The sequence below is a fragment of the Tepidiforma bonchosmolovskayae genome, from assembly GCF_008838325.1.
Taxonomy (GTDB): domain Bacteria; phylum Chloroflexota; class Dehalococcoidia; order Tepidiformales; family Tepidiformaceae; genus Tepidiforma; species Tepidiforma bonchosmolovskayae.
In genome coordinates this window covers 1,352,270-1,369,376 of record NZ_CP042829.1, presented here as the reverse complement: position 1 = coordinate 1,369,376, position 17,107 = coordinate 1,352,270, and the positions used below count along the sequence as shown (strand labels likewise).

Genomic DNA, 17,107 nt, shown 5'->3' with positions numbered 1-17,107 from the left:
CCCGGCGCTCAGGGGATCTTCGCCTCAGCCTTGAGGACGGCCATGATCGCCCGCGCCGCCCGCTCGCCGCCGGCGCGGACGAGGTGGACGCCGTCGGGGTGGCGCATCTCCTTTACCTGGCCGTCGTCGTCGGCGAGGTAGGCATCGTAGCCGCCGGAGGGGGTGGTGAAGAGCGGCCAGAGGTCGATGAACTGCACCCATGGCCGCTTTGCGGCCTCTTCGCGGTAGATGGCGTTGAGGGCGGCCATCCGCTCGCTGAACTCGGCGCTGCGCATGATCGGCTGGCCGACCCAGAGGACGAGCCGGTTGCCTCCGCCGAGGAGGTCCATCACGCCGGCGACGCGGCGGCGGTACTCGGCGGTCCAGCCCTCCTCGCCGGGCTGGAAGATCTTGCCGTCCGGCGTCTTGATGCCCTGGGAGTCGTTGGCGCCAAACATCACGATGAACACCTCGTAGCGGCCAGACTGGACGAGCTGGTTGAAGTGGCCGGGCCAGTCGAAGAAGTCGGGCCGGGTGAGGCCGCTCGAGAGCTGGGGGTCGTGGGTGGCGGCGATGACGCCGGTTTCGGCGGCCTGGCGGAGGAAGGCCTCGCCGAGCACCTTCGACATCGAGTCGCCGCCGATCCAGACGCGGAGCGGGTCGGCCGCGGTGGGGGTGCGGAGGCGCGGGCGGAGGTCGGGCGTGGGGGTTGGGGCGGCTGCGGGGGTGCCGCGGCCGGGTGCGGGGGTGCGGGCGGCCGGGGCGGTTGCCGGGGGTTCGCGGCCCGGTTCTTCGCCGCCGCCGGGGGCCGCGGGCAGCTCGAAGAGGTCGCCGCCGCCGCGGCCGAGGGCGCGGTCGAGCAGGTTGCGGGGCTCATCGAGGTAGAAGGTGCGGCTGACGGCCGCGAACGGCTTCCAGACGGCGAGCCAGAAGTCGCGCTCGCGGCCGTACGGCATCGATTCGGCGCCCTGTTCGAGGGCGGGGGCATTGAGGAGGACGGCGAGGAGGAGGCCGCCGACCATGACGCCGAAGACGCGCCGGGGCCGGGCACCGAGGCGCTGGCGGGGGCCGTGCCGGGTTGCGCCGGACATCTGCGGGTGCTGCTCCATCGCGGCGGGCGTGAGCCGCCGGCCGCTAGAACTGGAAGTAGATGAAGGGCGCCACGCCCTCCGGCCCGAGGGCATCGATCAGGACGAGCGCCACGGCCAGCATAGCTGCCTGTGCGGCAGGGGCGAGTTCAGAATAGGCAACCTCGAACCGGCGGAAGAGGTCCTTCGGCAGGAACTGGGCGGCGATCGACCCGGCGATGACGGCGACGAGGAGCGGGGTGACGGCCGGGGAGGGCTCGCCCCAGGCGGTGGCGATGCGGGTAATCACCTGCCAGGCGGCCCCGAACGTCTCGGCCCGGAAGAAGATCCAGGCGAAGCAGACGACGTGGAAGGTGATGACCCAGCCGGCCGCCTTCGCCGCAGCGCCGCCCAGCCAGCGGTTGCGCGCCCGGACCTCCCGCTCGATGACGAGCCCGGCGCCGTGGATGGCGCCCCAGGCGACGAAGGTCCAGGCGGCGCCGTGCCAGAGGCCGCCGAGGAGCATGGTAAGGAAGAGGTTGCGGTAGACGAACCACTTCGGGCCGCGGTTGCCGCCGAGCGGGATGTAGAGGTAGTCGCGCAGCCAGCGGCTGAGCGTCATGTGCCAGCGCCGCCAGAAGTCCTGGAGCGACCAGGCGCGGTAAGGGCTGTCGAAGTTCTGCGGGAACTGGATGCCGAGGAGGAGGGCGCAGCCGATGGCGATATCGGTGTAGCCGCTGAAGTCGGCGAAGATCTGGACGGCGTAGGCGTAGACGCCGAACAGGTTTTCGAGCGCGCTGTGGCTCGCCGGGCTGGCGAAGACGGGGTCGGCGATTTCGCCGGCGAGGTAGGTGGAGATCACGACCTTTTTGAACAGGCCGGCGACGATGAGGGTGAAGGCCGGGGCGGCATCGATCACCCGCTCGCGGAGGGGCGCGCGAATTTGGGGCGCGAATTCGGTGACCCGGACGATGGGGCCGGCCACCAGGTGGGGGAAGAAGGAGAGGTAGAGCGCAAAGTCGATCGGGGAGAGCGGCTCGCACTCGCCGCGGGCGATATCGACCAGGTAGCTGATGGCGTGGAAGGTGAAGAACGAGATGGCGACCGGGAGGGTGACCTGGAGGAGCGGGAGGGGCAGGTCGACGCCGAACCGCTCAATCAGCCCGGCGACATCGTGGACAAAGAAGCCGTAGTACTTGAACCAGCCGAGGGTGAGGAGGTTGGCGGCGATGCCGAAGCCGAGGAACCAGCGGCCGAAGCGGGTGAGCCCCTCGGGGGTGCGCATGGCGGCGAGGTCGCGGCCGACGGCCCAGTTGAAGGCCGTGGAGCCGATGAGCAGGAGGACGAACTTCGGCTCCCAGAAGCCGTAGAAGAACCAGCTCGCCGCGACGAGGAAGACCCGCCACCACAGGTGCCACGGGCGGAGCAGCCACGCGATGGCGAAGACGATGACGAAGAAGACGGCGAAGTCGACGGTCGGGAAGAGCATGGCGTCGGCCGGCGGGGGAGCCGCCCCGCCCTGCATTGTCGCCGCCTCGTCCGAAGCGGGCGACTGGCGGAAACTTTCGGCAGGCATCATCCGTTGTAGCCAGTGACGCCCCTGCGAGGTTGCCCGCTTGGAGGATGAACGCGACGCCAGCGCCCCGCCCGCCGATAGCGGGGGCGCCCGGCAGCGCTGGCGGCCGCCGCGCTGGCATGCCGCGCTCCTGCTGGCCGCCGGCCTCCTGGGCGGCGCTGCGGGCGTCATCTACTCGGCGGTGAGCAACCCGCAGGCCGAGGCCCCGGCGGTCAGCGCCGCGGCGCCGCCCCGGCCCGTCTACGTGATGGGCCTCGCCTACGACGGTACCCCCGAGCCGCCGCCGACGCCGACCCCGACGCCCACGCCGCCGCCGGCCCGCCTCCGGTCGGCCGAGGGCGTCCGCATCTGGTCGGACGGGGATTCCACCTCGTACTTCATGACGGTCGCGCTCTTCCAGGCGTGGAGCGCGCTGGGCGGGGTGCCGGTGCGCGGCCCCGACTACAAGATCTCCTCGGGGCTCGTCCGGAGCGACTTCTTCGACTGGCCGGCCTACCTCGCGGCCGAGATGGCGCGCTACGACCCGGACGTCGTGGTCTTCATGGTCGGCGCGAACGACGCGAACCAGGTGCGTTCGGAGGAGGAGTACGCCGCCCGCGTGGGCGCCGTGATGGACCTGCTCTCCCGGCCGGGGCGGACGGTCGTCTGGGTCGGCCAGCCGAACATGGGGCGGCCCGACCTGGCGGCGAGCGTGCCGCGGCTCAACGCCATCTTCCAGGCGCAGGCGGCAGCGCGGCCGTGGGTCCTGTACCTCGATGCGTGGGCGCTGACCTCGGGCCCGGACGGCCGCTACACGGCGGTGCTGCCCGACGAAGACGGTGTGCCACGGGTGATGCGGACGGACGACGGGGTCCACTTCACGCCGGCAGGCGGGCGGCTGCTGGCCCTGGCGGTCATCGCCGCGCTGTTCGAACCCGGCCGCTGAGGGGCCGGCCTGCGGGGCCGGCGGGGTATACTCAACGGTATGAGCCTGCTGCCATCTCCCGGGACACGCGTCATCGAAGAGACCGACCAGCAGCTCGAACCGCCGTACCACCTCGTGCTGCTGGACGACGACGAGCACACCTACGCCTACGTCATCCGCATGTGCGCCGAGATCTTCGGCTACGGGCCGGAAAAGGGGTACGCCATCGCCTGCGTGGTCGACAGCCAGGGGCGGGCCGTGCTGATGACGGGCAGCCACGATGAGGTGCGGGCAAAGCAGGAGCTCGTCCACGCCTACGGGCCGGACCCGCTGATGCCGAATTCGCGCGGGAGCATGTCGGCAATCATCGAGCCGGCCTGCCAGGGCACAGGACGTTAACGTTTCCCGGCACGCAGGGCCCCTGCGGGTGCGCTACACTGGAAACAGGTTGCGCAGGGTTTTTGCACTGCCGTTGCCATCGAGCATCCGCCGTTCCACGCACCCCTCGGTTGCCGTCCGTGAGCCGCGCCCTGCGCCGGGGGACCGTTCCGCATGACCAATGTCCAGGTTCCAGGCCCGCAGACGGTGGGCGTCCTCGCCCTGCAGGGCGACTTCCGCGAGCACCGCGAGATGCTCGAGGCGATGGGGCACCGCGCCATCGAAATTCGGAAGCCGGCCCAGCTCGAGGGGATTGATGCGCTCATCATCCCGGGGGGCGAAAGCACGACCATCGCCCGGCTCATCCTCTCGAACGGCTTCCAGCAGCCGCTGCGCGACTTCTGCGCGAGCGGGAAGCCGACCTGGGGCACCTGCGCGGGCGCCATCCTCCTCGCGAAGGAGGTCGACCGGCTCGACCGGCCGGGCATCGAGACGATGGCGATCCGGGTGCGCCGGAACGCCTTCGGCCGCCAGGTGGACAGCTTCGAAGAGGAGATTGCGATCGAGGGGATCGATGGCGGGCCGTTCCGGGCGGTGTTCATCCGCGCGCCGGTCATCGAGCGGGTCGACCCGCCGGCCCGGGCGATCGCCCGGCTGGAGGACGGGACCGTGGTGGCGGCGCGGCAGGGGAACCTGCTGGCGACGAGCTTCCACCCGGAGCTGACGCGCGACCCGCGGCTGCATGCCTACTTCCTGACCATCGGCGCGCCGCAGGGGGCAGCGAAATGAGCGAGCTGGCAGCCGAAGCCCTCAGCCCCATCGACGCGGCAACGCTCTGGCCGCAGCTGCACCGGCTCGACACCGAGGTGGTGGCGCTGCGCGGTTCGCAGAACCTGCTGGTTTCGAGCGGGCTGGCGGCGACGGGCATCACCCGGCTGCCGCGCGTGCCCCGGACGGCGGTCGTGGGGCTGCGCCGCGGGCTGAGCTACCGGGGCGTCGCGGTGGCGCGCCAGCTTGCCGGCGGCGCCGGCTGGGATGTCGCCTCGGTACGCATCGGCCGACCGAAGGACGACGATGCGGTGGCCGCGCTGCTGCAGGGGCTTGCGCGGGAGGTGGCGCTCCGCGGCGGGCGGGTGCTCTACCTGCGCTACGCCGAGGGGTCGCCCCACGCGGCGGCGCTCCGGCGGGCCGGCTTCTTCGCCTACCGGCTGGAGCGGCTGTACGCCATCCGCAGCGCGCGGGCAAAGATGGCGGAGGGCAACCCGTTCCGGCCGGCTGCCCGGGCCGACCGCGCCGGCATCTTCCGGCTGTACTGCCGGGCCGTGCCGGAGCAGGTCCGCCGGAACGAGGCGCCGGGCCTGCAGGAGTTCCGGGCCGTGCTCGATTCGTTCGATTGCGAGCACGAGTTCGTGGCCGATGGCGACGGCGCGCTCATCGGCTGGGCCGGGATCGGCGAGCGCGAGGCGCACCTCCTGCTCGCCGAGGGCGGCAGCCTCGTCGAGGCTGCGCTCGACACCGTGGAGGCCCATGCACCCCGCCACGGGGCGCTGGTGGTGGCCGAACACCAGCCCGGCATCGAAGCTGCCGCGCAGGAGCGCGGCTATCCGGCCCTCGGAGTGCGGCTCATGTGCGCTCGCCGCCTCGCGCGGGCCGAGACCCTCAAGGAGGTCGTAGCGGTCCCGGCGGAATCGTTCCCCGTGCCGCAATAAGCCCGTGACCCACCCGTCTTCTTCTTCAACGCCGCTGCCATCTGAACAGATCGTCACCGACGACCTCGACCTGCTGCTCGATGCGCTGCCGCCGCACATCTCCGGCCCGCTGCGCGACGCCGAGCGCCGCACCGACCTGCTCGAAGTGGTGATGGACCTCGGCCGCCTGCCCGAGGCGCGCTACCCCGGCCGCGAAGTCGTCCTCAGCCGCGAGGAGGTGACCGAGGCCGACCTCCAGTGGGTGATCGCCCGGATCGGCGACTTCGGCGATGACAACCGCGCCGGCATCGAGCGGACCCTCCACCGCATCTCCTGCATCCGCAACCGGCGGGGCAAGGTGATCGGCCTCACCTGCCGCGTGGGGCGCGCCGTCTACGGCACCATCCGCGTCATCGAAGACCTCGTGCTGAGCGGCAAGAACATCCTCCTCCTCGGCCGCCCGGGCGTCGGCAAGACGACGATGCTGCGCGAAGTGGCCCGCGTCCTCGCCGACGACGCGAACAAGCGGGTCATCATCGTCGACACCTCGAACGAAATCGGCGGCGACGGCGATGTGCCTCACCCGGCGATCGGGGGCTCGCGCCGGATGCAGGTCGCGACCCCGTCGATGCAGCACGCGGTGATGATTGAAGCCGTCGAGAACCACATGCCCGAAGTCATCGTCATCGACGAGATCGGCACCGAGCTGGAGGCGCAGGCGGCCCGGACGATCGCCGAGCGCGGCGTGCAGCTCGTCGGCACGGCCCACGGCACCTCGCTCGAGAACCTGATGCTGAACCCGACGCTGGCCGACCTGATCGGCGGCATCCAGTCGGTCACCCTCGGCGACGAAGAGGCCCGCCGCCGCGGCACGCAGAAGTCGATCCTCGAGCGGAAGGCGCCGCCGACCTTCGACATCGTGGTCGAGATCGAGAGCTGGCGGCGGGTGTCGATCCACAAGAACGTGGCGGAGACGGTCGATGCCATCCTCCGCGGCTACCGGGCGAAGCCGGAGACGCGCCAGCTCGGCCCGGGCGGCCGGATCGAGATCATCGATGATTCGGACCGCGAGGGCGGCGAATTCGGCATGGGCGCCCAGGGCGCCGGCGGCGCGCGCGGCGGGCGGCCGCCCACGTGGGAGATCGGCCACCGCCGGAACGGCGGCCACATCCGCGAGTACCGCGAACCGCGCGAGCCGCGCGCCTTCGAGCCGGCAGAGCCCCTCGAGCCGGAGCCTGCCGAGGACGAGGAGGGCACGCCGTTCGTGACGGCAGCCCCGCGGCCGGCGTCGCGGATTACGCGGCTCTTCCCGTTCGGCATCCCGCGGGGGCGGCTGGAGCAGGCCGCGCGCTCGGTGGGCGCCAACATCGAGCTGGTCGATGACCCGGCCGACGCCGATGCCGTCATCACGCTCCGCAACTACTACCGGAACAAGCCGCCGGCCCTGCGCGAGGCCGAAGAGCGGAACCTGCCGCTCTACGTGGTCAAGAGCAGCGGCGTCTACCAGCTCGAGCAGGCGCTCCTCCAGCTCCGGGGCGACCGCGGGAGCACGGGCCGCGGCCCGCGCCGCGACCCGATGGTCGATATCTTCCGCGAGACGGAGGAGGCGATCGCGAAGGTGCTGGAGGAGGGGCGGCCGGTGGAGCTGCCGCCGGCGAACAGCTACGTCCGGCGTGTGCAGCACCAGCTGGCGAACCGGTACAACCTCGAAAGCCGCAGCTCCGGCAAGGAGCCGATGCGCCGGGTGAAGATCCTGCCGCTCGGCACCGGGACGCCGTTCGAACGGTGAGCAGCGGCGCGCGCGGCCGGTTCATCGTCTTCGAAGGGGGCGAAGGCTCGGGGAAGAGCACCGCGGCGGCGGCCGTGGCGGCGCGGCTGGAGGCGGCCGGCCGGCGGGTGGTGCTCACGCGGGAGCCGGGCGGCACCCCCGCCGGCGAGGCGATCCGGGCCCTGCTCCACCAGCGGCTGAGCCCGTGGGCCGAGCTGTTCGCCTTCCTCGCTGCCCGCGCCGAGCTGGTCAGCACAGTCATCCGCCCCGCGCTCGAGGGCGGCGCGACCGTTCTCTGCGACCGGTTCGCGCCGAGCACCTTCGCCTACCAGGTCCATGCCCGCGGCCTCGACCCGGTGGTCGTGCGGACCGCCAACCGCGCCGCCACCGGCGGGCTGGAGCCCGACCTCGTGGTCTACCTGGACCTCGACCCGGCGGCCGGGCTGGCCCGGAAGGCAGGCGAAGGAGCGGCCATCGCCACCGGCCAGGAGGGGCTCGAGTTCCACCGGAAGGTGCGCGAGGGGTACCTCCTCCAGGCGCGGGACGACCCGGCCCGGTGGGCCGTCATCGATGCCAGCCTGCCCGCGGAGCGAGTTGCGGAGCTCGCCGTGGAACGGGTGCTGCGGGTCCTCCGGTAGCGGCCGCGGCGGCCGGCGCGTACCATCCGGCCCCGATGGCAGACTGGTTCGCGACGGCCCGCTTCGGCATGTTCATCCACTGGGGGCACGCGTCCCAGCAGGGAGTCGAGCTCTCGTGGCCGATGGCCGGGGGAAATGCGGCCCTGCCCACGGGCGCGATGACGGTAGCGGAGTACCAGGCCTCGGCGGCCACCTTCGACCCGCGCAACCGCGACTTCCCCGCCCTCGCCCGCCTCGCGAAGCGCTGCGGGATGCAGTACGCCGTCTTCACCGCGAAGCACCACGACGGCTACGCCATGTTCCACACGAAGACGAGCGAGTTCGGCGTGGCCCATTCGCCCGTGGGGGCCGACCTCGTCCGCGAGTATGTCGAGGCGTTCCGCGCCGAGGGGCTGCGCATCGGGCTCTACTTCTCGCTCTGCGACTGGCACCACCCCGGCTACCCGGCGCTCACCGACGAAGACCGGCCGTACCGGTTCGGGCGCGGCCGCCAGCCGACCCCGGAGGGCTGGGCGCGGTTCCTTGCCGACATGTTCGAGCAGGTGCGCGAGCTGCTGACGAACTACGGGCCGATCGACCTGCTCTGGTTCGACGGCGGCTGGGAGCGGACGCCGGAGCAGTGGCGGGCGAAGGAGCTTGAGGCGCTCATCCGGCGGCTGCAGCCCGGCATCCTGCTGAACGACCGGCTGCCCGGCGCCGGCGACTTCGCGACGCCGGAGCAGTTCGTGCCGCCGCAGCCGCCCGCGGGGCCGTGGGAGACCTGCATGACATTGAACGAGAGCTGGGGGTACGTCCCCTCCGATACCCGCTGGAAGACGCCGCGGCAGGTGGTGCACACCCTGTGCGAGGTGGCCGGGCGCGGCGGGAACCTGCTCCTGAACGTGAGCCCGCGGGGCGACGGTACGCTGCCGCCGGAGCAGACTGCCATCCTCGAGGAGGTGGCCGGCTGGATGGCCCGCCACGGCGAGGCGATCACCGGCACCGAACCGGGGCTGGAGCCGTGGCAGTTCTACGGCCCGGCGACGAAGCGGGGGAACGTGACCTACCTTCACCTCCTGATGCGGCCGTACGACCGCGTGACGGTGCGGGGCGTGCCGATCGACCACGTGCGCCGGGCGTGGAACGTGGCCACGGGCCGCGAACTGGCGACCTCCGGCCGGTGCGCAATCGTGGACCGGCTGCTGGGGCGCGACCCGCTGGGCGAGCTGACGATCGAGGTGCCGGGGGAAGAGCTGGACCCGCTGGCGACGGTGCTGGCGGTGGAGTGGGAGTAGGAGGGAGGAGGGAGCCCCGCCGCAGCGGCCCGCGCCCCGCCGGGGGAGCCGGGAGCAGGGAGCCGGGAGCAGGGAGGAGGGTCAGGTGGCAGGTGCCCGGGCGGTTCGGTAGCGGCGCTCCATCTCGGAGAGCTGGACGAGCAGTTCGCTGCCGGGCTGAACGTGGAGGACGAAGCGGGGGATATCGAGTCCCGCCGCGCGTGACATGAACGGCTCACCCCAGAAGCTGAGATGCGCTTCCGTGGTGCCGGCGTCGGTGTCGGTGAGGATGAAAGAGACCGCCTCCTCCCGGAGCGGGACCCACACAGGCGGAGCAAGCCGGCTGCCGGCACCGATAGCGTGCACCTTCGGAAGCAGCTCGGTTTCCCACAGGTCGCCCTGAGAAGGGTCGAGGATGAAGCGAACGGTCGTGACGGCCGGGTTCTCGAGAGCCGGCCGAAGGAGCACATCAAAGAGCTCCTGCGGCCGAAACATGAGCAGGCACACATTAAACCAGGTTACCTCGCCCCGGGCGCGGCGAGCGAACTCGGCGCTGGCGCGGCGAAGGTCCCGCGGGCCGATAAGCACGACATCGGGGCGCCGCAGCGAGGCGGCGAGAGCCGCGACGGCGGCCTCGGTGCGGGCGAGGCGTTCCTCGGCAGCCTCGTCGCCGGACTCGCGGCGAAGGTCCCGCAACAGCAGGAGCGCCAGCAGAACGAGCGCGATGGCGAGGAGGACCTCAACCTCGACGATGTGCAGGAAATGGAGCACCAGGGCCGCACCAGCAGCGACGATGCCGGCGATAGCGTCCCAGTCGTAGCGGCCGAAGCGCCTGCGGCCTGAGGGCATCAACGCCAGTGTACTCCTGGAGCGGGGAGCGGGGGCTAGGGGCTGCGGGACGGCAGCGGGGCGGGACGGCGGGCGAGGAGGAAGAAGACCGAGCCGGCAAGGGCGATGAAGGCGAGGATATCGAAGCCGAGGCGGTAGTTGCCGGTGCGGTCGTAGGCGAAGCCGGCGATGAGCGGCCCGAGGATCGTGCCGCTCAGGATGACCATGTTCGAGACGCCCATAATCTTCCCGAAGGCTGCCCGCCCGAAGTAGTCGGCCCGGATGGCGGTCATCTGGGGGCCGCGCCAGCCCCACGCAAGGCCGTGGATGACGACAAACCCGCCCACCATCCACGGGTTGACGGCATGCGACAGGAGGAGCAGCCCGGTGCAGTGCATCGCCATGCAGGTCACCAGCAGGGCGCGCTTGTTCACCCGGTCCCCGAGGAAGCCGCCCGTGAGGTTGCCGACCATGAACGTGAAGGTGAGCGCCATCACGACCGAGGAGGCCTGCCCGAGCGTGTAGCCCTGGCTCTCCCGGAGGTGGGAGACGAGGTGCACGCTCATCGCGACGACCACGAACAGCGCAGAGGCGTGGCCGAGCGAAATCAGCCAGAAGGCCGGGGTGCGGACGGCTTCGCCGAGGGTGAAATCGCGGCGGGCCGGCGGCGGCTGCGGTTCCCCGGGTGCGCGGCGGACGGGGGCCGGCGGGACGCCATCGGGTTCGAGCCCGAGCTCGTGGGGGTGGTGGCGGTAGAGCTGCGCCAGCGGCAGCCCGGCCGCGATGACCAGGGCCCCGGAGAGGAGCGCCGTCGTCCGCCAGCCGAGGCTTTCGAGGGCAAGGACGGTGAGGGGCACACACATGCCGCCCACGGCGAACCCGGCCGAGGCGAGCGAAATCGCGGTCGCACGGCGGCGTTCGAACCAGTGGACGGCGGAGAAGGCGGCGGTCAGGAAGCCGCACATGCTCGCGCCGACGGCCATGACGAGGAAGGCGGCGTAGAACTGCCACGGTTCCTGCACGCGGCTGAAGAGCATGAAGCCGAGGCCGAGGAGGACGACGCCGGCCGAGGCGACCCTGCGCGGTCCGAACCGGTCGAGCAGGGTGCCGTGGACGGGGCCGAGGATGCCGCTTTCGGCCTCGCGGAGGCTGGAGGCGGCGGAGAGCATCGTCGTGCTCCAGCCGAATTCGCTGCGGAGGAGGACGACGTAGGCGCCGTAGGCCTGGCCGAGGAGGGCGGCCTGGAGGGCCTGCAGGGCCGCGCCGGCGGCGACAATCCACCAGCCGTAGAAGATGCGGGCCGGGCGGGTCTGCCGGCCTGCGAGGGCGCCGGGCGCGGCATCGGCCACGCAGGTCCTCCGGTCCCGTGGTGGGGGTGATGGGGAGTGTACGCGAGGGCAGGGTTAGGGGCCGGGCGGCCGCCCCCGCCGGGCCTGGGCGATGCCGATGCCGGCGAAGGCGACAGCCGTCGCCAGCAGGAGCAGGCCGGCGACCCAGTAGCCCCAGGTCGCCGGTTCGCCGCTGCCGGCCGTATCGCCCTCGGCCGGCGGGTCTGCGGCAGCGGGCGGCGTCGGGGTGGCGAGGCGCGCGGCGGGGGACGGCGTCGCGGCTTCGGTCGGCGGCGACGCCTGCGAGGCGGCGGCCTGCCCGGGCGGCGGCGGGCCGTCGCCGCAGGTGGTGCCGGCCGAGGGAACGGCCAGGTTCAGCAGGTAGGCGTTGACCACGGCATCGACGCAGGCGTTGCCCTGGGCGTAGATGGTGTGGCCGTTGCCGCGGTAGGTCACGAGCACGCCGTTCTCGAGCTGCTCGCTGAGGGCCTTCCCCCACTCGTAGGGCGTCGCCGGGTCGTTGGTCGTGGCGATGACGAGGATGGGCGCCGAGCCGGCGGCCCGGGGCACGCCGAGCGGGTCGGGCGGGGCAGCCCAGTAGGCGCACACGAGCCCGCTCGTGGCCGCCGACCGGCCGAAGGTAGGCGCAATCGCCGCGAACCGGTCGGCCATTGCCCGGTAGGCGCGCGGGTCCTTCGGGCAGACCGAATCGACCGAGTTCACGGCGTAGTTCGCTTCGATCAGGTTCGGGTAGGAGCCGTCGGGGTTGCGGAGCAGGTACTGGTCGGTGAGCTGGACGAGGCCGGTACCGTCGCCGGCGAGTGCGCGGACGAGCGCCTGGGTGAGCTGGTTCCAGGTCGCGGTGCTGTAGAGGGCGGAGATGATGCCGAGCTGGACCTCGCCGGGTCCGGCGGGCCGGTCGGCGCCGGGCGCGGGGATCGGCGCCTGCTCCGCAGCAGCGAGGACGCGGTCGATGGCGGTGCGGGGGTTGCCGTCGCGGGCGAGCATGCACCGCCGGGCGGCGCAGTCATCGAGGTAGGCCTGGAGGGCGCGCTCGAAGCCGACCATCTGGGTCACAGCGAGCGTTTCGTAATCGAGCGACTGGTCGGTGCCGCCGTCGAGCACAAAGGCGCGGACGCGCTGGGGGAAGAGGTCGGCGTAGACCGCGCCGAGGGTGGTGCCGTAGGAGTAGCCGACGTAGGTGAGCTGCTCTTCGCCGAGCGCCTCGCGGAGGGCATCCATGTCGCGGGCAACGTTCTTCGTGCCGACGTGGGGCAGGAGCCGGCCCGCGGCTGCGGCGCAGTCATCGGCGAAGGCCTTCGAGACGCGCTCGGCCTCCTGCCATTCGGCCTCGGTATCCGGGTCGGGGTCGACGGCGACGAGCTGCTGGAGGCGGTCGTGGCAGAGGATGGGGGTGCTTTCGCCGACGCCGCGGGGGTCGAAGGCGACGAGGTCGAAGCGGTCGCGGATCTCGGGGGCGAGGATGCTCTGCCAGGCGCGGAGGAAGTCGATGGCGGAGCCGCCGGGGCCGCCGGGGTTGGCCATCAGCACGCCGATCCGCTGGTCGGGCTTGCGCGCCGGGTAGCGGATGACGGCGATGTCAATCGTTTCGCCCGCGGGGGCGTTCCAGTCGAGCGGGACCTCGAGGGTGGCGCACTCGGCGCGGCCGCCGCAGTTCGACCACTGGAGCGCGGCGTGGCGGGGTCCGGCGGTGCCGGCGCCGGCGTTCGAGGGTGCGCGGTCGGAGCAGGCCAGCGCGAGGGCGGCGAAGGTGGCGGCAGCGAAAAGGAGGAGGCGTCGGGCCATGGCAGGGATGAAGGTAGCAGCCCGCAGGGAAAGGGAAGAGGGAAGGGGCTGTACGGGCCGGGCAGGCCGGCCGATACCCATGACACAGGAGGATGCAGGGTGGCACCGGAGGCTCCGCGGCACGGCATGCGCGCACTCGTCCTCGGGGGAGGCGGCACGTACGGCGTGGTCCAGGCCGCCTACATCCAGGCTGCGTTCGAACTCGGCTTCCGGCCCGACCTCGTCATCGGCACGAGCGTCGGTTCGCTGAACGGCGCCTGGGTGGCGATGTACCCGGACGACCCGGAGGGGCTGCTCGAAGTCTGGCGGGGGCTCGGCCGGATCCGGGTGCTGCGCTGGAACCCGGTCCACCTCGCGGCACGCATCGCGCGGAGCCCCCTCGCCCTGCGCGACAACGACATCGTGCGGGGGCTGATCGACGCCCACGTGCGCGACCTCCGCTTCGAGGATGCGCGCCTCCAGCTCGCAGTGGTGGCAACGAACCTGACGCGCGGGCGGAAGCACCTCTTCCGCGAAGGGCCGCTGGCGCCGGCGATCGCGGCCTCAACGGCGATCCCGGGAGTCTTCGAACCGGTGGAGATCGGCGGCGACCTGTTCGTCGACGGCTGCATCACGGCCTCGGTCGATATCGCCAGCGCGATTGCCCTCGGCGCCAGCGAGGTGCTGGCGATCGACCTGACGCCGCCGCCCGGGACGGTGGCGCCGCCGCGGACGGCTATCGGCGTGCTCGCGCAGTCGTTCCGCATCCTGACCCATGCCACGACCGATGCGATGGAGGCGATCGCACGGTCGGCGGCGGCGGTGCGGGTGGTGCGGCCGGACCTTGCGGGGCTGTCGCCGTGGCGGCTCGATGTGTCGGAGGGGCTCATCCAGGCGCAGCTGGCCCGGGCGCGGAGCGAGCTGACGCGCGTCATCGACCCCTGGGGGCGGGTGGTGCCTGAGGGGAGGTCCCACCCGGGCGGGAGCACGCGGCTGGCGGCATAGGGAGGGAGACCCGCCCGCGGCCGCCGCCGCCCCGCCGGGGGAGGAGGGAGGAGGGAGGAGGGAGCCCCACCACAGCCCCCGCGCCCCGCCGGGGGAGGAGGGAGACCCGCCACAGCCCTGCCCCGCCACAGGGAGGAGGGAGGCGTGGGGTATACTCAAGCTCCAGGCTCCAGCCTCCAACCTCCCACCTCCAGTCTCCGAACTCCCATGTCGACACCGACCACGGAACTCGACCCTGCGGTCCTGGAAAAGCTGCTGCCGCCCTACCGCGTCATCCTCCACAACGATGACGTGAACACGATGGACCACGTGGTGACGGCGCTGCGGCGCTCGGTGCCGTCGCTCACGGCGGAGGAGGCGACGGCGATCATGCTCGAGGCGCACCACCACGGCCGGGCCGTCGTCATCGAATGCCCGAAAGAGGCCGCCGAACACTACCGGGCGCGGCTCGAGTCGTTCGGGCTGACCGCAACCATCGAGCCCGCCGCCAGCCGCGGTTGACTTTCCCGTTCCGGCCGGCGGGGTAGGCTTGAACCACCGGTGACCGACACGACCTGTCATTACTGCGAACGCCCGGCGACCGCCGACTGCCCGACCTGCGGCCGGCTCTACTGCGAGGAGCACGGCGCCGAGGTGTGCCTCCGGTGCATGGCGCCCGAATCGGCCGTGCCCTCGGCGAAGGTCTTCCGCGGGTCGCTGGCCCTGCTGGCGCTGGCCACGCTTGTGACGGCCTTCCTGCTCATCCGCCCGCCGGCGAGCGAAAGCCGCGGTCCGCTCGTGCGCGAACTGCCGAGCCCGACGCCGGCGGTCAGCGCAACCGCGACGCCGACGCCGCGCGGCGGCGCGCCGACGGCGACCCCTGCTCCCGGGCGCACCGCGACGTCCGCAGCCACAGCGGCGACCACGGCCACGGCGGCGATTTCGCCCACGGCGGCGGCGGCCACCCCCACCCCTGGGGCCCGCATCTACGTCGTGAAGCCCGGCGACACCCTCTTCCAGATTGCGCGCGACAACGGCACCACTGTCGAGGCGATCGTGGCGGCGAACCCGGGGCTGAACCCGGACACTCTCGCCGTCGGCATGGAGCTCCGGCTGCCGTGAGCGCGTACGGCGACCCGGAGCTGGAGCGCGAGCTGAAGGCGCGGGCGGTGCGCGCGGGCATCCTCCGCTCGGCGCTGCTCTGGGTCCCGGTGGCGGCCGTCACCGTCGGCGCCTTCCTCTTCTTCCTGTACGACCGGACCGCCGGGGGCGGCGAGCGCGGCTCGACCTGGTTTCTCGTGGTGGTGCTCGGGTTCCTCGCCTTCCTGTTCGGGTATCAGGCGGTGCAGTCGGTGCTGGACCTGTTTGCGAAGCCGCGCGTGCGGCAGGGGCGGGTCACGCGGATGTGGTCGCGGCGCGATTCGCTCGTGCTGAAGACGTACTACGTACGGGTCGACCGGCAGATTCTGCGGGCCGATGCGCACGCCGTGGCCGGGGTGCGGGAGGGCGACTGGGTGGAGGTGACCTACTACCCGCATTCGGCGGTGCTGGTCTGGGCCGAGGTGCTGAAGGAGCCGGGCGGCGGCGAGGAGGCGCGCGGGCAGGGCCGGGGTCCCGCCGGCGGGAGCGGGCGGGGGCCGATCGAGCGGCGGTAGGCGGGTTTTGTGAAATTTTCGTCGGGCGGCCGGCAATCGCCGATTACGTCATGAGATGACGCACGCGCAGCGCAGCATGCCCCGGACATTCGTAACCGGGGGTGACACCCATGCGCAGCACGCGCTCCCGCTCGGCCGCCCTGGCGCTGCTCCTCCCGGCGCTCGGAGCGCTGCTGTTCACCCTGGCGGCGCCGGGCGCCAGCGCGGACAGCGCGTCAGCTGACCCGGGCATCGAACTCATCGAACACTCCACCGAGCCGCTTTCGCCGGCAGAGGCGGAGAAGCTCTTCGAGCGGACGCTCGAGGAGCTGGCGACTGGAAGCGCCGCGTACGGCGTCTTTCCGCCGGACGAGCGGTACCGCGTTCCCGATGCGAACCTGCCGCTCATCCGGACTATCAGCTATGTCGCAATCTACGTGGGAAACCGTTACTTCGGGAGCTGCACGGGATTCATGGTGACGCCCGTGGTCATGATGACCGCAGCGCACTGCCTGTACGAGCAGGGGCGATTCTTCGACCGCATCGTCGCGGTGCCGGGCTACAACGGGGAGACCTACGGGCCGTTTGGTGTGGCCGCCAGCTCCAAGATGGTCATCCCGCGGGGGTGGGCGGAGGGCCGGGGCGCCGCAGTGCCGAACCCCGCCATCCCTGACGAATACGACTGGGGCATCGTGGTCTTCGAAAACCCGCCCTGGGGGCGGGCGCTGGAGCCGTACCCGTACCTCGCTGACGCGCCCGATTCGTTCTTCGCCCGGCCGGATGTGCAGCTGTTCACCGCCGGCTACCCCGGCGACAAGCCCGACGGCATGTGGTGGACCACCTCGCGCGAGTTCTTCGTCACCCCGACGATGCTCTACACGAAGATGGACGTGTGGCATGGCCAGAGCGGCTCGCCCATCTACGCCATCGCCAACGACATCGGTTTCATCTTCAGCGTGGTCTCCTCCGGCAACAGCGACTGGAACTTCTCAGTGCGCTTTACCCGGGGAATGCTCGCCGCACTCGAAACCTACTGCCGGCCGTTCGGCTGCGTGCTGCTGACGTTCACGGCCCCCGAGGGCGCCGGGCTCGGCGTGACGCCTACCCCGACCGCGACGCCGACCCGGACCCCGACGCCCACCCCGACGCGGACGACTCCGCCCACCTTCACGCCGACGGCGACGCCCACGCGGGCGGCCACGCCGCCGCCTCCGCCGCGGCCGGCGCCGATCCGCATCCCGCAGCTGGCGCGCGATTGAACCCCTGTCGGTAGCCGGCGCCGGGTAGAATGGCGGCC

General features: G+C 72.1%; 17 protein-coding genes. 12 read left to right on the top strand and 5 right to left on the bottom strand.

The annotated features are described in order from the left end of the window. Positions 1-8 precede the first annotated feature (8 nt). The gene (locus tag Tbon_RS06860) at positions 9-1,070 is read right to left on the bottom strand and encodes an SGNH/GDSL hydrolase family protein (protein WP_158066942.1); all 1,062 of its coding nucleotides are present in this window, start codon (positions 1,068-1,070) and stop codon (positions 9-11) included. A 43-nt stretch (positions 1,071-1,113) separates the two neighbouring features. Then, a complete protein-coding gene (locus tag Tbon_RS06855) occupies positions 1,114-2,622 on the bottom strand; it encodes an MBOAT family O-acyltransferase (RefSeq protein ID WP_225734726.1) in 1,509 nt (502 codons plus the stop codon). Between the two features lie 40 nt (positions 2,623-2,662). Here Tbon_RS06855 and Tbon_RS06850 point away from each other — a divergent pair, with 40 nt between their 5' ends. The 7 genes from Tbon_RS06850 to Tbon_RS06820 all read left to right on the top strand — a co-directional run bounded on the left by Tbon_RS06850 (position 2,663) and on the right by Tbon_RS06820 (position 9,272). Next, on the top strand, positions 2,663-3,547 hold the full coding sequence (locus Tbon_RS06850; protein WP_158066941.1) for a DUF459 domain-containing protein: 885 nt from the start codon (positions 2,663-2,665) through the stop codon (positions 3,545-3,547). A 39-nt stretch (positions 3,548-3,586) separates the two neighbouring features. After that, on the top strand, positions 3,587-3,925 hold the full coding sequence (locus Tbon_RS06845) for an ATP-dependent Clp protease adaptor ClpS (protein ID WP_158066940.1): 339 nt from the start codon (positions 3,587-3,589) through the stop codon (positions 3,923-3,925). Between the two features lie 153 nt (positions 3,926-4,078). Further along, positions 4,079-4,693: a pyridoxal 5'-phosphate synthase glutaminase subunit PdxT gene (pdxT, locus tag Tbon_RS06840; RefSeq protein WP_158066939.1), complete on the top strand. Its 615-nt coding sequence runs from the start codon at positions 4,079-4,081 to the stop codon at positions 4,691-4,693. Beyond that, positions 4,690-5,613: a GNAT family N-acetyltransferase gene (locus tag Tbon_RS06835; RefSeq protein ID WP_158066938.1), complete on the top strand. Its 924-nt coding sequence runs from the start codon at positions 4,690-4,692 to the stop codon at positions 5,611-5,613. Before pdxT ends, Tbon_RS06835 begins: the two co-directional genes overlap by 4 nt. A gap of 4 nt (positions 5,614-5,617) precedes the next feature. After that, the gene (locus tag Tbon_RS06830) at positions 5,618-7,381 is read left to right on the top strand and encodes a R3H domain-containing nucleic acid-binding protein (RefSeq protein ID WP_225734725.1); all 1,764 of its coding nucleotides are present in this window, start codon (positions 5,618-5,620) and stop codon (positions 7,379-7,381) included. Next, a complete protein-coding gene (gene tmk, locus Tbon_RS06825; RefSeq protein ID WP_158066937.1) occupies positions 7,378-7,998 on the top strand; it encodes a dTMP kinase in 621 nt (206 codons plus the stop codon). Before Tbon_RS06830 ends, tmk begins: the two co-directional genes overlap by 4 nt. 35 nt (positions 7,999-8,033) lie before the next feature. Continuing rightward, positions 8,034-9,272, top strand: a complete 1,239-nt coding sequence (locus Tbon_RS06820) for an alpha-L-fucosidase (RefSeq protein ID WP_158066936.1) — start codon at positions 8,034-8,036, stop codon at positions 9,270-9,272. Between the two features lie 81 nt (positions 9,273-9,353). Here the strand turns inward: Tbon_RS06820 and Tbon_RS06815 are convergent, their stop codons facing one another. The 3 genes from Tbon_RS06815 to Tbon_RS06805 are packed head-to-tail and all read right to left on the bottom strand — an operon-like array spanning position 9,354 to position 13,213. Then, entirely contained in the window at positions 9,354-10,100 is a 747-nt protein-coding gene (locus Tbon_RS06815; protein ID WP_158066935.1) for a hypothetical protein, read from the bottom strand. Between the two features lie 35 nt (positions 10,101-10,135). Next, on the bottom strand, positions 10,136-11,428 hold the full coding sequence (locus Tbon_RS06810; protein ID WP_158066934.1) for an MFS transporter: 1,293 nt from the start codon (positions 11,426-11,428) through the stop codon (positions 10,136-10,138). Positions 11,429-11,482: 54 nt separating this feature from the next. Continuing rightward, complete coding sequence (locus Tbon_RS06805; RefSeq protein WP_158066933.1) at positions 11,483-13,213, bottom strand: alpha/beta hydrolase; 1,731 nt, start codon at positions 13,211-13,213, stop codon at positions 11,483-11,485. A 126-nt stretch (positions 13,214-13,339) separates the two neighbouring features. Here Tbon_RS06805 and Tbon_RS06800 point away from each other — a divergent pair, with 126 nt between their 5' ends. From Tbon_RS06800 to Tbon_RS13815, 5 genes are all read left to right on the top strand, one after another. After that, the gene (locus tag Tbon_RS06800; protein WP_158066932.1) at positions 13,340-14,197 is read left to right on the top strand and encodes a patatin-like phospholipase family protein; all 858 of its coding nucleotides are present in this window, start codon (positions 13,340-13,342) and stop codon (positions 14,195-14,197) included. Positions 14,198-14,404: 207 nt separating this feature from the next. Then, entirely contained in the window at positions 14,405-14,698 is a 294-nt protein-coding gene (locus tag Tbon_RS06795) for an ATP-dependent Clp protease adaptor ClpS (protein WP_158066931.1), read from the top strand. A 39-nt stretch (positions 14,699-14,737) separates the two neighbouring features. Then, positions 14,738-15,298, top strand: a complete 561-nt coding sequence (locus Tbon_RS06790) for a LysM peptidoglycan-binding domain-containing protein (protein WP_158066930.1) — start codon at positions 14,738-14,740, stop codon at positions 15,296-15,298. Beyond that, positions 15,295-15,831 (top strand): hypothetical protein, encoded by a 537-nt coding sequence (locus Tbon_RS06785; protein WP_158066929.1) that lies wholly within the window; start codon positions 15,295-15,297, stop codon positions 15,829-15,831. Before Tbon_RS06790 ends, Tbon_RS06785 begins: the two co-directional genes overlap by 4 nt. A gap of 110 nt (positions 15,832-15,941) precedes the next feature. Next, positions 15,942-17,069, top strand: coding sequence for a trypsin-like serine peptidase (locus tag Tbon_RS13815; protein ID WP_192498215.1), 1,128 nt, complete (start codon positions 15,942-15,944; stop codon positions 17,067-17,069). Positions 17,070-17,107 lie beyond the last annotated feature (38 nt).